We start from the raw sequence: 22965 nt of genomic DNA on the forward strand, positions 1-22965 counted from the left end.
ACGCTGGCGGGGGATCTCGACCTCTCCGGCAGCGGCGCCCTGGACCTGAGCGGCACGCTCAGCGGGGACCTGACCCAGACCGCAGGCACCACCACCATTGACGGCACCAGCAGCATCACCGGCGCGGTGCAGATCACCGGCGGCAGCTTTGATGTGCACGAGTCCCTGACCCTGGGCGCGGGGCTCGCCAATGCGGGCACGCTGGATATTGACGCAGACGTTCTGGGCGATCAGACCCTGAGCAACAGCGGCACGCTGACCCTCGCGGGCGATGTCACCGGCACAGTCAGCCAGACCGCAGGCTCCACCACCGTGGACGGCACCAGCGCGGTCTCGGGCGGGTTTGACATCGAGGGCGGAACCCTCACCATCAGCGCCGCAACCACCGCAGATATCGACATCGCCGCAGGGGCAAGCCTCGTCGTCAATAGCGCCCTCACTGGCAACATCACAAATGCCGGCGCATTGGATCTGCAAAATGACATTTCCGGGACGTGGACGCAGAACGGCAATGACACCGTTGCTGTGTCCGCCGATGGGCTTTCTGTCGGGTCATTGGCCTTCAATGCAGGTACACTTTCCATCGCAGATGCCACCACCTTTAACGTGGGCGACAATGGAACCTCTCAGGAAGACGCTGTCTTTGCGTCGGGCAGCAGCTTGATCCTTGGCCAAGGAGCGACCATCGCAATGGCGCAGGCAGGGGACAGCTTGCGGTTCGATAGCGGGTCCAGCCTGATCTTTGGTCAGGACGCAACCTTAACCGGCCATTCCATATTGAATGGCGCAGTGAATGCAGAAGCATCCGGCATTGTTTTCGACGGCAATGTCACAGTTGGAAGCTCTGCCGTTGTCGATATGGCAAACGGAACATCTGGCGATGTTGTGACAGTCAACGGTGCCCTGACAGGCAATGGCGGAACCGTTAGCCTGGACGTGGATCTTGCCGATGGCGCGCAGACCGCCGACACGATTGTCGCAACCGGACATGGCCTGTCTTCGGGCACACTTCATCTGGTACTTGAAGACCAGACAACTGCCGACACCTACGGCGCAACTGAGGCGGGAGGGTTGGTCCTGGTCGACCTCGAGGCGGGCAGCACGGTGACGGCAACAGTCGACGCAACCAGTTTTCCAACTGACAACCGCAACACCTACACCTACACACTTGGCAATAACAGCGACGGTGACATTGTTCTGATCAGTCAGCTGAACAACGCGGCCGCCGGTCTGACCGGCGCGATTGCTTCGGCTCAGTCGTTGGTCGCATCAGTGATCAACCGACCAACAAGCCCGTTTGTCACCACGCTCTCCAAACTGAACGAGGGCGAAAAGTGCCGCCCCGGTGGTTGGGCCCGTGTTGTCGGCGGCACAGCAAATGCAACAGGCACGGCGACCACGGCGACCTCTTCCGTGGAGACCACAACCGAAGCCAGATTTGGCGGCATTCAGGTCGGGCTGGATTCAACCTGTTTCAACAGTCTGCTTCTGGAGAATGGCTGGGATGTGTCTTACGGGATTATTGCGGGCTACAACACGGCATCCGCAGACCAGCCCATTCCCGGAACCGGGGCAACGGCAGGGATGATCGACAGCGTTACGGAACTGGATATGAGCCAGGCCTATGCGGGCGGTTATGTGGTTGCAGCCCGTGGGCGCTTCAGCCTTGATGTCCAGGCCCGTGCGGAAAAGACCGACTTCACCGTCAATTCCTCGGGTCTGAACCCGCTTGCTGTGGACGATACAGAGTTTGACACCACAGCCTACACTCTGTCTGCCGCTGCCAGCTATGCGCTGAGCATTCCGAACCAGCCAAATCTGTTCTTTGTTCCAACCGCTGGCCTATCCTGGACCCGCACCTCGGACGCTGATTTTATGTTCAATGACGGCAGTCAAATTGAACTGGATGCCTCGACGACGGCGATAAGCTTTGTTGGTGGTACACTGGCCCGTACGATGGTGAATGAAGCGAATGGCGCGCGCAGCGCCGCCTTCGCGACACTGACGCATTACGTCAACCTGTCCGATGATGCTGCGTCTACCTTCATCGATACCTCTGATATCAGCACCGCAATTCGCTCGTCTGCGCTGCCCGATTATACCGAGATCAGCCTTGGCTATACTTACAATCGCGAACTGCGCAGCGACCGTGGCTCCCTGCGCAAGTTCTCGGCGTCGATCCGAGCGGATGGACGGTTTGGCCAAGGGTTTGACAGCTATGGTCTGACAGGTCAGATACGTCTGCAGTTCTAAACACTAGGCACAAAAAAGTCCGCGCGCCCAAGGGTGCGCGGATTTTCCAATTCTTGACCGATCGGTCCACCAGACCCGTTTACGTCAGTCCAGCTTCTGCCCTTGACTCATCCGCAACGGAAACAACGTCAGAGGCGGCTCAAACTGATATCCCATTGTTTTGACTTTATCGGCGGTCACCAGAAAACCGCAAACTGGCAAAGACAATGCGATCAAAACCGCGCCCACTAAAAGGGTGCGATGCCACTGCTCAGGCAACAGAGCCAAACAGGGAAATGCTGGCAGGCAAAAAAGCCCGAGGAACCAAAAAGCAGAGCTGTCTACAAAGACCACAGCTGTGTTTTGATCCATTTCCGTCAGTGCTGTCACAACATCAAATGCCCCCCAGCCCGCGACAGCAACGCCGCCCAGGCTGAAAAAGCTTAGGATCGCAAAAGCCGTGGTCCGGGTCATCGCAACCGCAAAGAGTTATTGACGGCCTGTTGGATGATATGCCGTTCCCAGTCGTGGATCATGCGCGCCAGTTTGCGGAAGGGGTTTTCGAAATTGTCGACTGTATCTTCAATCGCCCGGATCAGGCTTTCGGTCAGCCCAAACTTGCGATCAACCCGATCCAGCAAAATGGACACCCCAACACCAATCACCACCGCAGCCACAATTGGCCCAGCCGCAAGGGTCGTCAGCGCCCCAACGGCCGCACCCGCAAGATACCCGGCGCCAGCAGCCATTGCGAATTTTGCCACATCCATCGCAACCGTTCCCAAAAGCGCTGTCAGACGTGGATCTTGGTCGGATAAAACATGTTCGACAACCCGCAGACTGGCAAAGGCCACAACAGCAATCCCCGTCATTTTGACAGCGCCTTTGGCCAGATCTTTGGCGCTGAGCACCAGCTTTGCCACTTTCGGGTTGCCCCGCAGATAACGTGTCCCGTTCAAAACGGCGCGCTGACCGGGATGCCCTTTCAGGATGACATAGGCTTTGCCGTTCACCTCTTTGATATAAGCCCGCCCAGACAGACCCATTTTGCGCACAATTGCTACAGCCGCCGCACTGTCGATCCCTGCCGCGGCCACGCTCATCAAATCCAGACCTGTCTCTTCAGCAAGATCCGAATTGATTTCCGCCACATAAAGCAGAGCCTCGTCCAAGGTAACAGAACGGTCTTCGGTCGCGATGCACCGCGCCCCTGTTTTCAGTTCATCTGTCATGGGTGGGTCCTACTCATTTCTGTCCGCTGATCTGATAATTAAATCCCTGATCGCCGCGGGTCACTTCGACACGATCGAACTCCTCGCCCGCAACCATCCGTTCCAGCACGTGGCGTGACAGTTCCGGCAGGATCGAATTGGTGATGATATTGTCGATCATCCGGCCACCGCTGTCAGGGTCACGGCATTGATCCGTGATGTAATCCAGCACATCCTGACCATAGACCAATTCTGCTTCGTGGCTGGCCTGCAGACGTTTTGCAACCGACCGCAGCTTGAGTTTTGTGATCTCGGCCAGTGCCGCGCTGCCCAGCGGGAAATAGGGGATCGACACAATCCGACCCAACAAGGCCGGAGGGAAAACATCCAGTTGGAACGGTTTCAACGCCGCTGCCAATTCGTCCACGTCCGGCTTGGTGTTGCCTTCATCGGCCATTTCCATGATCACGTCGGTTCCGACGTTAGAGGTCAGCAGGATCAGGGTATTCTTAAAATTGATCGGTCGCCCATTGCCATCTTCCATGATGCCTTTGTCAAAAACCTGGAAGAACAGTTCGTGAATATCCGGGTGCGCTTTTTCAATTTCGTCCAACAGCACAACCGAATAAGGCTTGCGCCGCACGGCTTCGGTCAGGCGACCCCCTTCGCCATATCCGACATAGCCCGGAGGCGCGCCTTTCAGCAGCGATACGGAATGGGCTTCCTGAAACTCGGACATATTAATGGTGATAATATTCTGCTCGCCGCCATACAGGCTTTCCGCCAGCGCCAGCGCGGTTTCGGTTTTGCCTACGCCAGATGGGCCGCACAGCATGAAAACCCCGATGGGTTTGTCCGGGTTCGCAAGCCCCGCCCGCGAGGTCTCAATCCGTTTGGCGATGGTTGCAAGCCCATGGTCCTGACCAATCACACGTTCCTGAAGCCGGTCAGACAGGGTCAGCACCGCCGCCAGTTCGTCCTGCACCATGCGCCCCACTGGGATCCCGGTCCAATCGGAAATCACCGAGGCCACAGACTGCGAATCCACATGCGCATAGACCATACGCTCGTCTGGGTTTGCGCCCTCGAGCTGCGCCATTTTCTCGACCAGAAGGTCGCGGTCACCTGGCGCGACCTCCTCGCCAGTCATGGCGCGGCGCAAGGCAAGGATCTCGTCGACGAGCCCTTTTTCAGCCTCATAGGTACCACGTAAGGTGGTAAGCTCATCATTCAGCGCGGCTTTCTCTGCTTCCGCCTCGAGGATACGCGCCTCGTTGGTGGTGCCCAGTTCGCGTTCTGCCTCTTTGGCCGCAACCTCGGCTTCAAGCGCGCGGATCTCCTGTTCCAGATCCGCGATCCGGGCGGGCAGTGCAGACTGGCTGACCGCCACGCGAGCACAGGCCGTATCCAGCAGCGACACCGCTTTGTCGGGCAACTGACGCGCCGGGATATAGCGCGCAGAGAGCGACACGGCAGAGACAATTGCCTCATCGGCGATGCGCACGCCGTGGTGATCTTCCATCGCGCCAAGGATACCGCGCAACATGGTGCAGCAGCGCTCCACATCGGGTTCATCCACATTGACCGGCTGGAAACGACGGGTCAGGGCCGGATCTTTTTCGAAGTAGTTGCGGTATTCGGCCCAGGTGGTCGCCGCAATCGTGCGCAGGGTTCCGCGGGCCAGCGCCGGTTTCAGCAGGTTCGCCGCATCGCCAGTGCCTGCCTGGCCCCCTGCCCCAATCAGCGTATGCGCCTCGTCAATGAACAGAATGATTGGCGTCGGTGATGCCTGCACCTCATCGATCACCGACTTCAGCCGCTGTTCGAATTCACCCTTCATCGAAGCGCCGGCCTGCATGGCCTGAATGTCCAGTTCGAACAGTTTTGTCCCGCGCAGTTTCGGAGGCACATCTCCCGCGGCGAGACGTTGGGCAAATCCTTCGACCACAGCGGTTTTGCCAACACCGGCCTCCCCGGTCAGGATCGGATTGTTCTGGCGCCGACGCAGCAGCACATCCACGATCTGGCGGATTTCGTCATCCCGGCCAACAATCGGGTCCATGGTTTCTGCCGCAGCGGTCATGTCCTTTGCAAAACGCCCCAGCGCAGTAGAAGCGCCGGGCCCCTCTTCGCCCGCGCCGCCCGACAATCCAGAGCCATCAACAGGCGTCTGGTTTTCCTCGTCGCTGTCCTGCCACAGGCTGCGCGCTTCCTTGGCCAGTGTTTCGGCCGAAAGTTGCGCCAGCGTTGCCGAGATCGCAGCAACTGCCCGGCGGCTTTCGGAATTGGACAACAGCGCCACGAGGATATGGCCCGTGCGGATCTGGACCTCACCAAACAGCAGCGTGGCATAGACCCAACCGTTGGTGAACGCCTTGGACAGCGTGTCAGAAATCACCGGCATTTCGGTGACGTTCTTCTCCAGACGCGCCAGCGACTGGGTCAGCTCTGTCAGAACTGCCGCGCGGTCAAGTTTTAGCGCGCGCAGGGTCGCGGACACGTCGGAATCCTTCATGGACACCACATGATACAACCAGTGCAACACATCCACATGGCGGTGCCCCTCGCCGCGGGCCTGACGCATTGCATTGAAAAACGCGTCATGGCCGGAACGGTTTAGCTTACCGACGTATGTTTCGACCTGAATTTCTGCAGCCATCGTGTCTGCCTCCCGAAAAAACTTGCTCTAAAAAGCGGAATGAATGTCATTGAAATCAATTTGGTAGCTGCACATTTGCGCCCAACCACCGCTAGGTTCGGGGGGGGATGCTTCTGGCAGTACAGCCATCCAGCCTACCTCAGCCGAAACCCCAAGTTGCGCGTTCTGCAGCTGCGATCGCGGCAGCCAGAGGCGGACCTCAAAGGCAAAAAACTGCCCTGTGTAGCCCATTACCAGATCCGTCAGCTCACGGTGGCGCGCCTGTCCCGGTAAAAACGCGCGATATGTGGCCAACTGTGGGCAGCGAATATGAATGACCGCCTTTTCTTCGGTGGTCGCCATGCTGCTGCCCAGCTTTGCGTCTTCACCCAGTCGCACTCCGGTGAAACCCAAGCTTGATAGGTCTTCGGGTGCGAAGTTCAGCCAAGAGGCGGCAAATTCTTCGATCTCTACATCGACGTGAAAATGCGCGCGCAGGATCTGTTGCAGACGCACAGGAGAGCGCACACGCCCCATCTGGAGGCCGGTGTACCGCAGACGCACAATGTCATCGACCGCGCCAAGGCCACGATGAACCGGGCCTGCGTCACCAGTTAAGGCGCGCAGATGATCTGGAAAGTCTCCACCACTTGGATGGTCAAATTGCGTAACCGGCCGCGCATCCGACCAGCTGCGGTAGAAAAGCTGGATAAACCGAGCAGAAAAAATATCGGCAAACCGGGTAAAACCCGGTTGCCCATTGTCATGCCAACGCTTTGCTTCCCGGGTCATCGCCAAAGGCAAGGCACCAAAAGGGCCAAAAAAGCCCAGGAACCGCGGCCGCACCTTGGGGCGGGTCGCGCTCAGGTCCACTTCGGAAAGATCGCTGTCAGGAAACCCCAAATAGGGATCCTGTCCCACATCGGCGATATCGTCATGGACTCGGCGGCTTTGTCCGACACGCGGCTTTGACCCCGCGCGCCGTTCCAGCCAGCGCATCAAAGCCAGGAAACCAAACCCGCGGCGGTGCTCTAGTTTGGGGTCCGTCGAAACACTCACAATAGCGGCCCCGAGCCGCCACGGGGCGGCCAGCGGGTCAGCACATTCCCCTTCTGGTCACAGGCCAGACATTGCGTGAACGTGTTGGCCCCGGCATAGTCAGCGAGAAAACGATCCAGCACCGCCGAAAGCAACAAGATTGCCCCGCGGTCAAAAACCTTTTCGTCAAAGCAGATCCGCACTTCCAGTCCTCGGGCGGGCAAATAGCCGCCAAACCGCTTGACGGTACGGGTCACAGGGCGCGCGGACAGGGCCGTTATTCCGTTGATCTGGCTTTCCGTAACCTGTTGAGACACATCGCTAAACAAGCGCAAGATTTCTCGCAGCGCGTCCACATTCCCGCGCCCATCCGCACCGACAAAACCGCGATAGCTCACGGACAAAATCGACAACAAACGCCAGTAGTTGTCCCCCGACCGCGTGCGTTGCGGCCCCTCTACTTCGAGTTCGGCGACGGCCTCTCTTGGGTCGGTTGGTCCGGCAACCACGTCAAAGATTACATTGCGATCTTCCAGCAGGTAAAACGGCGCCTCCCGCATCGGCAGCACTTCTGGCAGATGTCGGTTCGAACACAAAGTACGCACAAACAGCTGATGGGCCGGCACGGTGTCTTCCGGTTCGTAGAAGGTCAGCCAGGTTTCTGTGCCCTCATAGCGAAACCGTGTCCCGCCAATGTTGCGTTCTTGTCGGGACAGTCGGCGGCGGCGGCGTTCACTGGTGTAATAAATCGCCTGCCGGGTATCTTGGCCCCCTTCGGGCAGCGCATAAAGCGGCAAGGCATTGCGACGGTCACGCTGCCCTTCGCCTTGCGCGGTTACCGCGACGATCCGCTGGATTTCGTAGTTGTTGATCGGCGTCCGGTTTGGGCTCACCAGAAATCCATGCGACTTCTGATCGACCGCAATTGGCTTTGCGTCATCCTCAAACAAATTGACTGCAGGCGCGCAGTACAGACCCAGACTGTCCGCACCAAAGTGGCTTTCCAGCCGACTGTCGCCATGATCAAGCTCGAAAACCATCTGAACCGAGCTGGTTTTAATCCCCCGCAGCCACTCACGCATCCCCTTTAACCGAAGCCCGAGGAACTTTCGCGGAAAAGCAAAATACTCCAGCAGGGTGGAGAAACCGGGAAATAGTCTCTCGTCCCGTTCGAATAGGGGAAACGGTCGATCAAATCCGATTTGTTCAATCATTTCCGCAGGAGACACCATTCGGTAGACCGGATCGCCAAAATCATTTTCCCAGCAGAGAGTCACACGGATCAAGCCGGAAAATATCAACTCATAGAGCGCCATCGCTTCTGGCGCGGCACCCAGGAAGTGGATCGGCAAGCAGTCTGCCTGCAGACTCTCCATGGAGCCACCATCGGTCCGACCCAGCGTGAGGGTAATCCCAGCGGCTGTGCTGCGACTGTCGCCATCCCGCAACCGGCCGCGCTCGCCCAGAATGGATGACAGCACGGCAGGCGACGCATGAAATGACGCTTTGGAAATCTCAAGCGGCCACAGGTCCACAGGCTCCGTCAGTCGAAACCGGCAATTTACCCGCCGGTCCACATGGCTGAAAGACGCCTCCAAGTAGTCCCCGGCCTCAAGCCTTTTGCCTTCGGCCAGTTCCTCCGGCTTGCCAAAAGGCCGCGCGCGCACCAACATCGCAGACGGCAAAGGCGCGGTGGCATCCGGGCATATTTGTTCAAGAAGTTCGCGCGAAAACGTCCTGAATTGCTGATCAATGTTCAACTGAACCCGCGCGGCCATCAGGGCAGACCCTTCCAGCAACCCTTGAATCGACGGATCAAGGTTTTCTTCCAAGAGACCGCCAAGCCGATCCGCAAGATCAGGGTAATCATCCGCAAACTGCGCAGCGCGCTCTTTCAGCAGCGCCAGTTCGCGTTCATAGGCGTTTTTTAAAGCGAGTTTCATAATGCGTCACCGGGCCTGCGGCTGCAGAACCACTTTACCGCTTCCGGTATCGATATCCGCCTCGTAATCGACGGGAATGTCAGCCGGGTCAGCGATCAGTTCGGCCATCACTTGCAGCCCAACACGCTGCGCCGCATCGCCGCCAGTTGCCTGAATTTTGACCTCTATGCTATTGTCCACAAGCCGAGGCTCGTGGTCCCGCAGGGACTGTTTGATCGATTGACTGATGTCCTGCGCGAGAAGTTCGCGCCGACTGAGATCGGACAGGTCACGAAACCCATAGTTTAGCACCGACCGCGCCACATTCGGGTGATCCGTTAGATCCGACACAGCGTCCAGGCGGACCGTGTTCATCAACGTTTCCAGATGCGCCTTCACATGAGCCCGCAATTCATCCTCGCTCACACCAACACGACGGGCATTGGAGCGAGAGTAGTCTTTTGTTGCAGGCTCGGTTCCCTCCTGAACACGGGTGTTTTTGTCCCCGTCTTCAAAGGAATGGCGGAAAACGTCAAAAACTGCCACCCGCGACCGTTCGTGAACGCGTCGGGATCGGCGGCGGTGGCCGTTCGCGGACTCGGAAGCTAGGCTTGCCATAAGGGAGCAGTATCAGAAGAGAAAAATGGTGGGCGGCGACACGGCGCCGCCCACACATGATCCGGTTTAGACCGGAATGTTCTTTGCAATGTCGAAGCCAGCTTTGCCTTCGGGGCCTTTGGAGCCGTCTTTCTTCTGAGACGCATAGGTCACTTCGTATTTCGCGAAGTTCAGAGTCACAGTTTCCATGACGCGGTCCATGCCGTCACCGGAACCACCGGTGGTGTAGGAAGAGACCATGATTTCATACATCTTGATCTTGATGTACTCGAGCGGGGTCGCGCCAGCTTTGCGCACGATCAGCTCGCCTTCAGCGATATGTGTGCCGGTTGCGCAGTGCTTCAGCAGGTCATGGGTCGCCATGTCCACGTATTTGGTGCAGGTCAGGTCTTGAACATTGACCTTGCCGGAGCCGCCGCCCGGGCCGAGGTGTGTGGTGCCGGACTGGGTCATGCCCCAGGACCACTGGGTGATATCAATTGCACCCGTATGCTTGTCGTCAACCGACTCGCCTTTAATTTTGTCCAATTTGAGGAAAATATCGACAGCCATTCATCTGTCTCCTTAGTTACGAAACTCGTAGGGCCAACCGCTTATTTCGGCGGCGGGATTTTAGATACCAGACTCATCCCGATATCCATGCCTTCCATCTGGAAGTGCGGTTTGAGGAAGAACTTGCCGGTATAATACCCCGGGTTCAGCTCATCCTCGACAACCTCAACCTTCGCTTCGGCCAGCGGTTTGCTTGCCTTCTCACGCTCATCAGCGTTTTCCGGGTTGAGGGTGACATACTGATCGATCCAGATCTGAAGGTTCTGGCGGATCTGATCTTTATCTGCGCTTGAACCTATCTGATCGCGGATCATTGCCTTCAAGTAGTGGCTGAAGCGCGAAACCGCGAACATATAGGGCAAACGCGAGGACATGTTGTCGGACGCAGTTGCCAGCGGATCGGTATATTTCTTCGGCTTATAGAGCGACTGGCCACCCAAGAAGACAGCTTTGTCTGTGTTCTGCCGGTGGATCAGGCCCAAGAGGCCAACCTTAGACAATTCGCCTTCACGACGGTCGTCGATCGACACTTCGGTCGGGCATTTCAGATCGTTCTCACCGGACCCTGTGTCAAACAGGTGTGTCGGCAGCTGAGTGACTTCGCCGCCGGACTGAACGCCGCGGATCCGTACAGTCCAGCCGTGCTCTTTAAATGCACGGTTGATGTTCACAGCCATTGCATGAGCCGCGTTCATCCATGCGTATTTTTCGCCACCGTGACCGTCCGTTTCTTCGGTGAAATCGAACTCTTCTACAGTCATGGTGCTGTCCGGGCCATAGGGCTCACGCGCCAGAACGCGTGGCAGTGTCAGGCCAAGGAAACGCGCATTCTCGCTGTCACGCAGGGAGTTCCAACCCGCATAGTCAGACGCGGTGAACAGGTCTTCCACATCCGGCGGATTGGAAATGTCGTTCCAGCTGTCCAGCCCCAGGAGACGCGGACCAGCAGAGGCCAAAAACGGTGCCAGCGATGCTTCGGCAATTTTAGAAACAGAGCTCAGCAGCGCCACATCGGCAGAGGAATGGTCGAAATAGTAATCGCCAACAATCACGCCCATAGGTGCGCCACCGAGGGTGCCGATCTTACGTTCGTACACCTGGCGATACAGCGGCGACCGGTCCCATTTGGCACCCGGATAGCGTTTCATCATGCCGCTCAATTCCTTCTTGGAGGCGTTCATGACCTCCACCTGCAGGCTCGCACCTGTTTCGGAATTGTTCAGCGTATAGGCCAGACCGCGCCACGACGATTCCAGGGCCTGGAATTCGTCATTGTGCAGGATCTCATTGACCTGATTGCTCAGCTGACGGTCCAGACCAGCGATCATCGATTGGATCGTGTCGATCACATCATCGTCAATCAGCGCCTGACCTTTGACCGCTTCCTGAACCACCGTCGACAATGCGTTGTCGATGGCTTTTTCCGCCACTTCGGTGGTGGGGTTAATGGTCGATTTCAAAATCGCAGAGAAATCTTCCAGTTCGTTGACGCCAGCCGCGCCGGCCTCTTGGACCTGTGCTTCTTCAGTCATAATGCACGCTCCCTAAATTCGTATTTCACCAAAGGCGGGGGTTCAGCTTTCGCTTTCTTCCTCGGCAGCCTTGGCAGCCGCTTCTGCGCGGGCTTGTTCAGCCATGACTTTGAGACGTTCCGGATCGTTCAGAAGCTCTTTGATCTGCTCCTGCGCTTTCGGCTTCGAGGTCATGTAAAGCAGCAAGTCAGCCAGCTGTTTGCGTGCTTCCAGCAATTCATTGAGCGCCGGAACCTGCCGGGCGATCTGAGCGGGCTCAAAATCTTCCATCGAGTCAAACCGCAGGTTCAGGCCCATTTTGCCTTCACCGCCATCCAGCTTGTTGTCGACCATGAAAGCCAGTCCAGGCTGGACCTTTTCCTTCATGTAACTGTCAAGCGTGGAGTTGGTCACTTTCTCGAATTCGCGCTGCTCTACGGGAGCTTTTTCTTTGCCCGGCGCATTGCCGGACAGGTCACTCATCATGCCCATGACGAACGGCAGTTCGACTTCCTTCTGAGCATCGATGGGATCAGTGTAAGAGATTTGCACGCGCGGCGGGCGGTTTCTGCGAATATGACCGGAACCTGTATCAGACGCCATATTAGCGCTCCTTCCCAAAAGATTTTCTAAATAAATATGAACGCATCAGACGTATTTAACTACCGACTGTCAAGCGCTCTTTCTTCAATATTTTGACCGAGGCTTCAGTATTCATCTTTTGGAATAAACTCACGCATAAGGGTCTCGAAATCCTTACCTATATAACCTCTCGCACGGGACAAAAGCAGCGGAACTGGAGACGATTTCTCAACCATGCGGAAGAATGTTTCCACAGCGGAAATTTGCGCCTTTGCCTCCTCTGGGTTGTTTACTTTGTAACTTCTCGATGAATTCGCCGCTATACCCGGGATTTCAATTTCCGCAGCATTCGAATCCCCGTCTCCGCTGGTATGAGATTCGCCTGTATCGCCCTCGGTTTTCTCCACCTGATCCGCCAGCGTACGTAGCTGGCCACGGGCCAGTTTGAAATCAAGAGCCGGGGTGAACTCTACCACCGCGCGATCCACGGCATTGGGCATCAGCTCCTCAAAGGCGTCGATCAGGGTTTTCCCGATCAGCAGCCGCGCCTGCGTGATCAACAGGACCGCAGCAGAGGAGGGTTCTTTCAGAGAAAAATACGACTCGACAGCGATCAGTCGCGCGCGGGCTTCGTCATGCGATTTCACCTCTGTCACGGGCTCTACCCAAACAGAAGCCCCTCCTGTTGGGGCGGCAACGCCCGGCATTTGCGGTGGGGTTTCCAACCCCGGAACCGCCTCATTTTCTGTGTCGGCATCTGCCTGTGCGTCACTGAGCTCCGGGCGCACCTCTGCCAGCAGAGACAGGATCGCATCCAATTCATCCTTCAGCGTCTTGACCTGCGGCGTGTGCGGCGTGTCGTGGCCCAAGCAGGACATCTCGATCCGCTCGACCGCCGCTTTGAACTGCGCCAGCAGGCCATGTACAGACTCCAGCGCATCTCCCATGCTGCCCAGCATTTTCAGAAGCGGATCCAGCATCAGGTCGTGTTCACCATCATGAGGTGTATAGCGCCCCTTGGCGACCAACACCTGCCGAAGGCTTGCGCCACTGCCGGCCAGATCCAGATAGCGCAGCGGCAGGATCATCGCGCCAATCTGCGACAGGTCATTCAACGCATCCAAGCGATCCCGTGGTCCGTCCGTCAATTGCGGATGGGCTTCGTTTGGCATGGCCTCCAAGAGGCCGGCGATGGCCTCAACACTCTCGACCGAGGTGCGCAGATCACCCGACAGGATCGCCCATTGCGTCCGCAAGACCAACAACCGGATGTCCCGGCTTCGTTTCAGCAACCCGTCAATCGCAGTTAGTTCATCCTTCAGCGTGACGGATTTGGGATCGAAAATGACGTCCGGCTGTTTATTGCCGCCAACCTCCATGCCCGGCCGAAAGAAATCATCGGCCTCTGGCAAGCGCCCGACGGAATCAAAGTAATAATCCCCATAAGCCGCGTCATCGATCTCAAACAGATCCTCCCCGGCCGGGGTCTGATTGTCCACGGGCTGTGAAATCCAATCCAAAGTCATCTTATTTTCCTATCGTTAGCCCTTGCGCACCGCATCGGAATACTGCCGAGAGAACGCGTTGATAAAAGCATCCAACATGCCGTTTTCCCCCTGCGCCGCGGTGGCCTCCCAGCGTTTCTTGAACTCCGCCCAGAACTTGCGGCCATTTCCCCCAACCAAACCTCCACCGACGGTTTCCTCGACCTCTTCGGGAGAGAGCCCCGCCAGCATTTCGGCCAGGGCTGGTTGCAGGGCCGCCACCACGGCAGCCTGATGGCTGCGAATGTCTTCCAGCGCATCACGGAAAGCGTCTGCGCCCGTCATATAGCCGTCTCTCGGGGCCAAAAACATGGCTTCAAAGGCTTGCTCTGCATCCGGCAAAAATTTCATAGGATTGTTGCCTGCAGCCAGCCGCATGGTGCGATCTTCACCGCTGATGAACAGCTTAACCGCCGCCCGGCTTTGCAACATCGCGATGATTTCCCCGGTCCCATCCCGCATGGTTTGCCCGAGGATCCGGCCCAGCTCCTCAGGTTGCAGCTGGACCTGTTCGGGGCCCTGAAGGCCGGCCCCCTGCAAGAACCCCCGCAGAAACGCGTCACCGTGTCCCTCTGCTTGCTGGGCCTGTACATGGGGAGCCGGCGCCACCGGTTGCGGCGTAGTGAATTCCGGCAGGCTGCTTGGCGTAAAAGGCGGTGGCATATGCGGATCATCGGCCACGCCGGGCATCGCCGGGGTTGACGCGGCGGGCATGTGCGGCGGCGCAACATCTGCGGGTGTTTGCGCGGTCCAGGCCTGCGGGCTTTGGACTGCAAGCGACGCTTCTGCGCTGCGTTGCTCAAAACTCGGCGGCACTGATAACTCGCTTGGGGAGGGGCTACCAGCCAAGCTGTTCAAATCCGGGCTCTGCGAAGCGCCCGCATTTGCAGGGGCGTGGGGCGGCACAGACAGCCCCGATGGCGCCGGCTCAACGGGGGGAGGCATGGGTGCACCGCCAAAATCGCCCCAGACATCATCAAAAGGATCCACGCCCCCCGACGGGGCTGAGGGGGCTTGCGCGGCGATGGGGGACGGCACAGTTGACGGTGGCGCAACCGGCATTTGCGGCGTTGCCGGAGCGGCGTGTTGTGCGGGTTCTGGCGCGACCAAGGGATGTTCGGCCAAATCGACCGCAATGACATAATGCCCGACGTTCAACCGGTCCCCTTGCTGCAAAACCCTTGGCTCAGACAGGCGATAGCGTTCGCCCTGCAAGAAGGTTCCATTGCTGGACAGATCATGCAGCACGTATGTTCCATATTCAAAAGCAATATCAAAATGATGCCCGGAAATATGCCGCGTTGCATCCGGCAAAACCCAATCCATTCCCGCCTTGCGCCCGACCTGCGCGCCTCTGCCCTCTAGGCACAATGAAACGGGCCCACCGTTTTCCAGCGTGGCAACATTTTCGATCCGCAGGGTCAAAATCGTCATGGTGGTTCAGACCGTCTCTCATCATCTTTGATCGCGCCACATTCTCGGCCTCGGACGCAAAAGGCCTGAGGCTCAGCGGCCCCGGAACAGCGAGGTGGCAGCGTCCAGAATGCGCGCCATATTAACCGACCGCTGCTCTGCTCCGCCGCGAGCAAGGGTCGTCAGCAAAGCAGCATTGACCGCGCTTGCTGTGCGCCAGACTGGCGGGCGACTGGGGTCGTTCGGCGCCATTATTCCACCGGACCATCCAACGGCCAAACCGATGTAGACAATCGGGGACCGGCGCGGGGCAAACAATGCCAGTTGCAGCGCGCGCCAGCGGGTCTCATTGCCCGGGTAGTCCATCCACTGCCCAATCGCTATTAACAGCTCAGCATCTTCCGGGCCTGGCTCCGGCAGGGTGGTACGCACCGCTTGCATCGCCCAGTGAATGGCACTGCGTGCTTCAGCCGAAAACGCGGCAAATGTGATCGCATCCTCAGGCGTTGTGGACCCCTTAAGGCGCTGAAAGTAATAAAAGTTATCTTCCTCTACACTCGGCCTATGCTTGGTGAAAGCCGCAACTTCCGGCACCGCCGCATAAAGCTGAGCCGGACTGTCATAACGCATGCTCCGCATGGGCGGCACCGTCAGATCATTGTTGAAATTTCCAGATTGCCCGATCATTTCCACCCTTCCTTCAAGCTGCTGCGACTGTCACCTCGCACTGGCCGATCCCCCGCCATCATAGTCTGCCAACCGCCGCCCGCGCGGCCGTCAACACCGGGTTCATCAGCAGGCCAAACACAAACTGCAAAAAGCGCGACGTCAGGTCGCCCGCCGCAATCATGCCCGCCATGGCCGCCCGGCCGACCAGCCGCAATGCGATCTTGACCCAGCGGAAAACGCTTTGCCCAACGCGGCTCGCTAGGATTGCGGAATTTTGCACCGCCGTCGCCAGTCGATCCAAAACCGTGACACCAACGCCAAGCCCGATGCCAATAACATTCAAAGCCCCCATGATCGTCTCGAGCGCCTTGCCCAGGAAGTAGTAGCCCATGGAGGAAAACAGACCCGTCGACCGCGCCGCCATATCCAGCCAGTACTCCGGATCCGATCGGTTCGGGAGCGCGATCTGTGGCGGCCAGCCGCTCTGCGGCATGTTGGGAACATAGCACCCGGCCATCGAGTGAGCAGACGACGAAATGCTGTTAAAACCAGCATTAATTCCGGTTGATCCCAGACCAAGATGCGTAAACGGCAAAAGCGGTATCATCGGCACAGGGTCCGACAGGGAATATACGCGGCGAATATTTGTCTCGGGCAGGAAACTGCGCAGGTTTGACGTCAGACCCAGGCTCCCGACACGCGGCGCGCCAAAGGTGTAAAGGTAACAAGGCAAACGGTGCCGGACGGCAAATTCACTTGCACCCAAAGTTGCCAGAGCCCCGCCCAGAGAGTGACCGACGAAATGTATCTTCTGCGGACGCGCCCGCCGGATAACCTCCCGCAGCTCATCTGCATAGCTGCGATAGACCCGGTTAAATCCCGCATGGACGAGACTGCCATCAGGTCCTTTGTCGAAACCAATATTGATATTTGAAAGCCAGTCACTGCCCGAGGTAAATATTGTACCGCGCGTGACCACGATCAATTCACGGTTCGACGCCAGCCCACGATCCAGCACCAGACCGAAACCTGTGCGTTCTTTGACAAACGCGCCGGACTCTCCCATGAGCCCTGCGCGCGGTGCTACCGCCTCGACCTCGCCAACGCCGATCCCCTGTTCGATATTGCGTTCAGCGATCGTTGCCGCGTCACCACCATCGCGGGCCGAATAGATATTGTAGACCCCTTCGGCCAGTTTTGCGGCTTCCTTGCCGGACAGCAATGTCATTTCGCCCTCGCAGACTTAAACAATTGAAAAAATTTAAAAAATAAAATCGTCACTCAATCAGAGTGCAGGTTCCCCATCCAACATCACCCTTGCCGGGCGTGACGCCGATCCGGCAGCGCATGTTAAAATCCTTGCCGCCAGTTTCCGCATTGCGCCCATAGCCCCGGCTGTGCACATCCAAAAACTCAAAGCGCCCTGTATCCAGGTCGGCAGAAAAAACCTGCCGAACCGCTTTTTCCCCCGGCAGCCAGCTCAGCAGACTCTGTTTTGGGTGCACCGCCGCAAAGGCAAAGCGCCCTTCGGCATCCGTTTTCGCAGTGTCGCGCCCGCTCTTGCCGCCTGCGAACCATTCACGGGTGATCGAAACGCCACCCGCCGGCCCGCCATCGGCAGTCACCAACTGTCCGGTCATCGGCGAACAGATAAATTCTTCGCTCTTTGCCATCATGGTCCCAATCAAAACGAGGCCCACGGCCAGTAGTATTGCCGCAACTCTGGGGAATGCCCCCTTTGGTTCGATTATATCAGACATTTTGTCGTCGCATTCCAGTCAATTGATCAAGACAGGGTGGTTTCAGGCAATTCATCTAGGGGTAGCAAGAGCTCCGCGTCGAATTTCAATTCACGCCTATTGCAAAACTTGAAATGTAGTCATGGCAAAAACCGCATCCTGAAGAATATCTCCGCTCAGGCTGGAAAACACATCTTGTGCTGTTTTCCCCATTTCCGCTTCCAAATCGAAGCCTTCGTTTTCATGCCCCAGAACAAAGAACATCTGACGGGTATTTCGCAAGGCCCCAGCGCGCGCCACAGGCGCGTCAATCACAACAGCATCCCCTTCTAATGTGGCAAAGCGCGAAAGGTCCTGCACGACGCCATTGTCATCAACCAACAACAGCGCCAGATTGAGCCCTCCTGCCCCAATCACCCGCGCCCGAAGCCGATCTCCGCTGTTGAGGGTTCGCTGCTCCAGCGCCAGTCCCAATCGGCTCGCTGGATAGGCCGCACTTTGGCGCAGGGCATCCAACGCGGCGCATTGGCGCAGATCGATGATCTCGAGGTTCCGCTGAACAGCGCTGTCTACCCGGGCCACCACACGATCCGCCGCTGCGTTTAGGACGATGTCATCGGTGCCGACCATCGACAGGCCAAGCCCGGCGCTTTGACTGCGGCGCGGCAACAAAAGGCTGCATTGCGGCTGCGGCACCGCACGGATCTGTCGGATCAGCTGCCCCAGCCCGCGCATCTGACCGCTAGGTGTGGCAATCCGCTGGGCCGTGCGCTGCGGAGGCGTCTCTGTGGCGGCGTCAAATTCAGGTCCGACGCCCACTACCTCTGGCTCTGGCTCTGGCTCGCCAGAGGTAGGCCCGCTTTCCTCAGACTGGCCAACCTCTTGCGGAGACAACAGCGCCACCTCTTCCGCCTCTTGCCCCCCTAAAGGTTCAAGTGTTTCGGCCAAGTTATCAGAAGGGAGGCTCACCTCATCCGGCGTCAGACTCAAGGCCGTGTCAAACCCACCAGCACCCTCCCCTTCCAACGGAGAGTCTTCAGCGAGGTCAAATTCATTATCTTCGACGGCAAAGCTGTCTTCGAAGTCGGTGTGGATTTCAGGTGTGCTTTCCGCCGTATCGAGCGCTTCAACTGCCAGTACATCAGCAGGCACGGGTTCTGTGGGCAGCGACTCTTCCGGGGCGAGAACGTCGGCCAGACTGTGCGCGATGTCCTCGGGCATGTCCTCATCGGTTAAGGACTCGGCAACCGTTGCTTCAGGCACGACTGCAGCAGGTTCTTGCAGCGCTTCTTCTTCAGTGGTTTCGCCCAAAACCTCTGGGATTTCCGCAGGCAGGTCCACATTCTCCGGCAGGCGATCTGCCAATTCTTCGGGCTCCAGCCCCGTCACTGCGTCTTCCGGGGCAAGCGCTTCAAGATCAGGGGTTTCCGAAGGACTCTCTTCGCCGCCCAATGGGGCAAGATCATCCTCGGGCGATGTGGTTTCAGCCAGATCATTCTCTGGTTCCAGAACCTGCACGGCGTCCAGCACGTCAATGCTGACGAGGGCAAATTCCTCTTCGAGTGTCGAAATCGCCTCCGAACGCGGCAGGAAGGGCACCGCACTGGACAACAGCAATGCACCAAGCCCCAAATGCGCCAGGACTGACGCCCCCATGGACAGCCGCCAAGAACGCGGGCTCGGATTTTCAAAGGGCAGAAAGCTCAAAGCCCCGCCCCCTCAGCAGCAATATTGGCCCCATCCCCTGCGCGGTGCACTGTCACAAGACGCAGCTCAACCGCGATCAGTCTCTCGGCTTCCAGCGTCTCCAATAAGGTTATTGCCCGTGTGTCTCGGTCCGCAAGAACGTGCAGCACTGGGGTATCCACAGTCGCCGCCGCAAGGCTTCCCACAGGAATTTGCGCCCCATCCAGAACCATGCTGCCATCTGCACCGATTTCCAACAGAGGCGAAGGCAGCTGTTCCAACGACAGTTTGGCCGTTTCCGGCAAGGCCACCGCCACGTCACGGGATGCCAGAATGGTGCCGCTGGCAATGAAGAAAAAGATCAGCAGGAGAACGATATTGACCATTGCGAGGGACGAGTCGATCTGGGTTCGGTCGCGACGGTCATCTTCGAACCATCCAGTCAGCCGGGCGTTGCGTTTCACAGGTCACCCCCGATCCGCTTCAGCTCAACCTTTTCGATCTCGCTGCCCCGCAGCGCAGCCATTGCGGAGGCCACATCCTGCACCCGCGCCGTCGGGCCAACCACCAGCTGGACATGCACATTCGCTCCGCGAGCTGCGATGATCTCGGACAAATCCTGAAGCTGCGCGCGCTGATATACGCTGCCGCCAAAACGGATTAACCCGTCTTCCAGTTCCCAAATCACCAGGCCGGCAGGCGCTGCAGGTGCCCCGTCGCCCGAACCGCTGCCCCCATCCGCCGCAACCTCGGCGGCCTTATTCGTGGCAGAGCCAATGGTCAGCATGGAGTAAGGTGTCAGACTGGTGGTCAGCATAAAGAACGTCAGCAGCTGAAACATCGCGTCAGCCAAAGGCGTCAACGCGACCCGGTAGGACCGCTTGCGGGGGGGCAACGGCAGGTTCAATCGGCTCATGTCGATGCCCTCAGGCTGCGAGGTTGCTCGGCCCGACACGCCCATGAATGGCAGCCGACACAAGTGCCTCCATCACCGTGCGTTCGCGATCGATCCGGCTCTCCAGCCAGGTCGCAATGAAGAACGCCAACAGCGCAATGCTCAGGCCCGCCGCCGTTGTTGTCAGCGCCACATAGATGCCACCGGCAAGTGCTGATGGATCGACTGTGCCTTCGGTCACCGCCAAAACAGAAAACGCATCGATCATGCCAACCACGGTGCCCAGCAATCCCAGCATTGGCGCCGCCTGTACGACCATGTCCAACGACCGCATGCGTTCGCTCAGGCGCGCCAATTCGATCAGAACGGTCTGACGGCTCAGCTCTTCTGCATAAGAAGGATCATTGGGACGGGCCTGCAGACCCGAAAACACAGCATGCAACACCCGCGACAGAACCAGCTTACGCTGTCCGGCCCGCTTGATCGCATCATCAACGCGACCACTTAGCCAGGCATCAAGGATACGCTCGGCCTCCTCACGTCCACCAAGCCCGGCGCGCGAGAACTGAAGCAATTTGAAAATACCCGTACCAAGTGCAAAAACAGAAAGCCCGGCAAGGGTCAGATAAACCAAATAAGATGCAATCCCGAGGATTGTCAGGTCGGCAAATAATGTCACGTTCATTTAAATTTCTCAAAAAAGGTCAGAGCGCCATTTCAATCTCTGCCTCGAGCGAATTAACCTCGAGCCATTCGTTGCAGATGTCGCTGGCCGCCTCGCCATCCGTCGGCAGACAGCGATGAACATCATTAATCACAACTTTTGAAATTTCACCGCAAGGCTTCTTCAATGTATAAGAAGCAAATTTACTGTCATTGATACGCATCGCCCCCAAAGGCAGCGACAGCATCGTATTGAATTGGCTCGCAGAATCCACAACCGCCAGCTTGAAGGAGATCTCCTTCAAGCCAGTGCCAAGCCTGTTGTGTGCGAAAATTACAATCTCGCAAGCCCCCGTATCAGAGGTGTTTTTTTCCGTCGCCTTATTCAATTCAATCAAAAACGCAGGATCCGCCATCGCTGGACCAACCGCAACGACAGAAAAACACGTAAATGCAAATAATTGAAATAGACGGCGAAACATGTCGCCCCTCCAATACGCAAAAAAATCAGTTGTCTTAATTAGCGTTTGGAGCAGGGCGCAAGTCAACCCCAAATTCGCCTATCGGTAGACCCCAACTTGTGCGCCAAGCTCATGACTGGGACGCGCTTCCCGCCACAGCCAAAGGCCCCGCTCTTTCGACGCGAGCACCCGCTCCTCCGCCTGCTTTGGCCGCGTGTTGCTCTGGAACACATAATACGGCAACTGAAATCGCTGCGCGACATGGGTATCTGGCGCACGCTCGTTGACAGCCGGATCAGTGGCGGCCTGTTGCGCACGCGGGGTCGGCACTGCGCGCGGCCGCATACGGATCTGCTGCGACTTGGGCTCAGAGGCCGCATGAACATTCGACGCGCTTTGCGTGTCTTCTTGGGGGTATCGGGGCCGCAGCTTCGGACGCGGCGTAGGTTCCGCAAGCACCGGTTTCGATTGTCGCCCGGTAGTCTCTGCGGGTGTCGCAGCTGTTGAAACAAGCGTAGTTGGCTGCACATGAACAATCGGCGCTGTCATTTCCGGCAGACTTGCCACCTGCCCATCCACCGAGCGGAGTGGCCCGGAGGCCACCGGGACCATCGTTTCGGATAGCACCTCCACTTGATGTACAGAACCCGGTTCCAGGTCCGCCATTATCAGCTGGCTGTTCACTTCAGAGAGAAGAACACCGCCCATGCTGGTCAGCGCAATCAAGCAGGTAGATAGGGCAAGAATCTTTTTCATGCCAGCACCCTAGGTCATGGATTCCCGCGCCGCAACCATAGGTCGATCGATGTGATGCCCATAAACCACAAGGCTTCCTTGTCGGCCTATTCTCAGCATCTTGCGCCATGCCACAAACCGCTTCCTCCCCTGCTAGGGTCAGGACCCATTTACTGATTGAGATTGTCGCCCTGTTATGATTCACGCTCGCCAGATGCGGGGGTACATGATGAGCAATTTGTATTGGCTGACTGAAACGCAGATGCAGCGTCTCCGGCCTTACTTTCCAAAGAGCCGAGGTCGTGCTCGTGTGGATGACAGGCGTGTTCTGAGCGGCATTATCTTAATCATGGACGTTGAACCGCCCCGGTTTTACCGGAGACTGTTGAGACCGTATTGGACCTGTCACGGTTTGATGCCGCTCCTTTGATAGCATTTATTGCAACAAAGGAGACGAACTATGGGATTGAAACGGACGGATGAGTTCCGGGCTGACGCGGTGCGGATCGCGCTCACGAGTGGGCTGACACGCAAACAAGTGGCCTCAGATTTGGGTGTTGGCTTATCGACATTGAACAAATGGGTCACCGCGCATCGGGACACCGATGTGGTGTCCCACAAAGATCTGGATCTTGCTCGTGAGAATGAACGGCTTCGACGCGAGAACCGCATTCTTAAGGAGGAGAGGGATATTCTAAAAAAGGCCACAGCCTTCTTCGCGAGCCAAAAGCCATGAGGTTTCGGTTCATCGAAGAGCATGGCTGCGATTACCCGACCAACCGGCTTTGCCAGGTACTGGATGTCAGCGAGCGAGGCTTACGTTCCTATCGCAGCCGCCCGGCCAGCCAACGGCAGC

General features: G+C 57.7%; 21 protein-coding genes and 2 pseudogenes. 3 read left to right on the forward strand and 20 right to left on the reverse strand.

Features of this window, described 5'->3' with window-relative positions; translation table 11 throughout:
* Window positions 1-2253: beta strand repeat-containing protein (locus TRM7557_RS20015; protein WP_165592435.1), on the forward strand; the 2253-nt coding region annotated here is incomplete at its 5' end.
* Between the two features lie 84 nt (window positions 2254-2337).
* On the opposite strand, the gene TRM7557_RS08555 is transcribed toward TRM7557_RS20015, so the two are convergent.
* From TRM7557_RS08555 to TRM7557_RS08650, 20 genes are all read right to left on the reverse strand, one after another.
* Window positions 2338-2706, reverse strand: coding sequence for a hypothetical protein (locus TRM7557_RS08555; protein WP_058289812.1), 369 nt, complete (start codon window positions 2704-2706; stop codon window positions 2338-2340).
* Window positions 2703-3464, reverse strand: coding sequence for a hypothetical protein (locus tag TRM7557_RS08560; protein WP_058289813.1), 762 nt, complete (start codon window positions 3462-3464; stop codon window positions 2703-2705). The genes TRM7557_RS08555 and TRM7557_RS08560 overlap by 4 nt, the downstream gene beginning before the upstream one ends.
* A 13-nt stretch (window positions 3465-3477) precedes the next feature.
* Window positions 3478-6102 carry a type VI secretion system ATPase TssH gene (gene tssH, locus TRM7557_RS08565; RefSeq protein WP_058289814.1) on the reverse strand — a complete coding sequence of 875 codons (2625 nt, stop codon included), beginning with the start codon at window positions 6100-6102 and terminating at the stop codon, window positions 3478-3480.
* A gap of 27 nt (window positions 6103-6129) precedes the next feature.
* Complete coding sequence (gene tssG, locus TRM7557_RS08570) at window positions 6130-7140, reverse strand: type VI secretion system baseplate subunit TssG (protein ID WP_131727535.1); 1011 nt, start codon at window positions 7138-7140, stop codon at window positions 6130-6132.
* Window positions 7137-9062, reverse strand: a complete 1926-nt coding sequence (tssF, locus tag TRM7557_RS08575; RefSeq protein WP_058289816.1) for a type VI secretion system baseplate subunit TssF — start codon at window positions 9060-9062, stop codon at window positions 7137-7139. Before tssF ends, tssG begins: the two co-directional genes overlap by 4 nt.
* A gap of 6 nt (window positions 9063-9068) precedes the next feature.
* Window positions 9069-9659, reverse strand: coding sequence for a type VI secretion system baseplate subunit TssE (tssE, locus tag TRM7557_RS08580; protein ID WP_082626565.1), 591 nt, complete (start codon window positions 9657-9659; stop codon window positions 9069-9071).
* Window positions 9660-9725: 66 nt separating this feature from the next.
* Complete coding sequence (locus TRM7557_RS08585; protein WP_058289818.1) at window positions 9726-10211, reverse strand: Hcp family type VI secretion system effector; 486 nt, start codon at window positions 10209-10211, stop codon at window positions 9726-9728.
* Window positions 10212-10252: 41 nt separating this feature from the next.
* Window positions 10253-11743: a type VI secretion system contractile sheath large subunit gene (gene tssC / locus TRM7557_RS08590; RefSeq protein ID WP_058289819.1), complete on the reverse strand. Its 1491-nt coding sequence runs from the start codon at window positions 11741-11743 to the stop codon at window positions 10253-10255.
* A gap of 42 nt (window positions 11744-11785) precedes the next feature.
* A complete protein-coding gene (tssB, locus tag TRM7557_RS08595; RefSeq protein ID WP_058289820.1) occupies window positions 11786-12325 on the reverse strand; it encodes a type VI secretion system contractile sheath small subunit in 540 nt (179 codons plus the stop codon).
* A 104-nt stretch (window positions 12326-12429) separates the two neighbouring features.
* Window positions 12430-13830 carry a type VI secretion system protein TssA gene (locus tag TRM7557_RS08600; protein WP_058289821.1) on the reverse strand — a complete coding sequence of 467 codons (1401 nt, stop codon included), beginning with the start codon at window positions 13828-13830 and terminating at the stop codon, window positions 12430-12432.
* 15 nt (window positions 13831-13845) lie between these two features.
* Window positions 13846-15282, reverse strand: a complete 1437-nt coding sequence (gene tagH / locus TRM7557_RS08605) for a type VI secretion system-associated FHA domain protein TagH (protein ID WP_058289822.1) — start codon at window positions 15280-15282, stop codon at window positions 13846-13848.
* Between the two features lie 72 nt (window positions 15283-15354).
* Window positions 15355-15948, reverse strand: coding sequence for a DUF6931 family protein (locus TRM7557_RS08610; RefSeq protein WP_058289823.1), 594 nt, complete (start codon window positions 15946-15948; stop codon window positions 15355-15357).
* Between the two features lie 58 nt (window positions 15949-16006).
* The gene (locus tag TRM7557_RS08615; RefSeq protein ID WP_058289824.1) at window positions 16007-17158 is read right to left on the reverse strand and encodes a lipase family protein; all 1152 of its coding nucleotides are present in this window, start codon (window positions 17156-17158) and stop codon (window positions 16007-16009) included.
* 49 nt (window positions 17159-17207) lie between these two features.
* Window positions 17208-17570 (reverse strand): carboxypeptidase regulatory-like domain-containing protein, encoded by a 363-nt coding sequence (locus tag TRM7557_RS08620; protein ID WP_165592436.1) that lies wholly within the window; start codon window positions 17568-17570, stop codon window positions 17208-17210.
* A gap of 216 nt (window positions 17571-17786) precedes the next feature.
* Window positions 17787-19325: a hypothetical protein gene (locus TRM7557_RS08625; protein WP_074942187.1), complete on the reverse strand. Its 1539-nt coding sequence runs from the start codon at window positions 19323-19325 to the stop codon at window positions 17787-17789.
* 47 nt (window positions 19326-19372) lie between these two features.
* Window positions 19373-19819, reverse strand: coding sequence for an ExbD/TolR family protein (locus TRM7557_RS08630; RefSeq protein ID WP_058289827.1), 447 nt, complete (start codon window positions 19817-19819; stop codon window positions 19373-19375).
* Window positions 19816-20271 (reverse strand): ExbD/TolR family protein, encoded by a 456-nt coding sequence (locus TRM7557_RS08635; protein ID WP_058289828.1) that lies wholly within the window; start codon window positions 20269-20271, stop codon window positions 19816-19818. Before TRM7557_RS08635 ends, TRM7557_RS08630 begins: the two co-directional genes overlap by 4 nt.
* A 10-nt stretch (window positions 20272-20281) precedes the next feature.
* Window positions 20282-20935 carry a MotA/TolQ/ExbB proton channel family protein gene (locus TRM7557_RS08640; protein WP_058289829.1) on the reverse strand — a complete coding sequence of 218 codons (654 nt, stop codon included), beginning with the start codon at window positions 20933-20935 and terminating at the stop codon, window positions 20282-20284.
* A 19-nt stretch (window positions 20936-20954) separates the two neighbouring features.
* Window positions 20955-21395, reverse strand: coding sequence for a hypothetical protein (locus TRM7557_RS08645; RefSeq protein WP_058289830.1), 441 nt, complete (start codon window positions 21393-21395; stop codon window positions 20955-20957).
* A gap of 78 nt (window positions 21396-21473) precedes the next feature.
* Complete coding sequence (locus tag TRM7557_RS08650; RefSeq protein ID WP_074942183.1) at window positions 21474-22130, reverse strand: hypothetical protein; 657 nt, start codon at window positions 22128-22130, stop codon at window positions 21474-21476.
* A gap of 208 nt (window positions 22131-22338) precedes the next feature.
* Here TRM7557_RS08650 and TRM7557_RS19745 point away from each other — a divergent pair.
* Together TRM7557_RS19745 and TRM7557_RS08660 are read left to right on the forward strand one after the other, a co-directional pair.
* A pseudogene (locus tag TRM7557_RS19745) lies at window positions 22339-22458 on the forward strand (transposase); the annotation flags it as partial.
* Window positions 22459-22569: 111 nt separating this feature from the next.
* Window positions 22570-22965: pseudogene (locus TRM7557_RS08660) on the forward strand (transposase); the annotation flags it as partial.

The sequence above is a fragment of the Tritonibacter multivorans genome (genome assembly GCF_001458415.1).
GTDB lineage: Bacteria > Pseudomonadota > Alphaproteobacteria > Rhodobacterales > Rhodobacteraceae > Epibacterium > Epibacterium multivorans.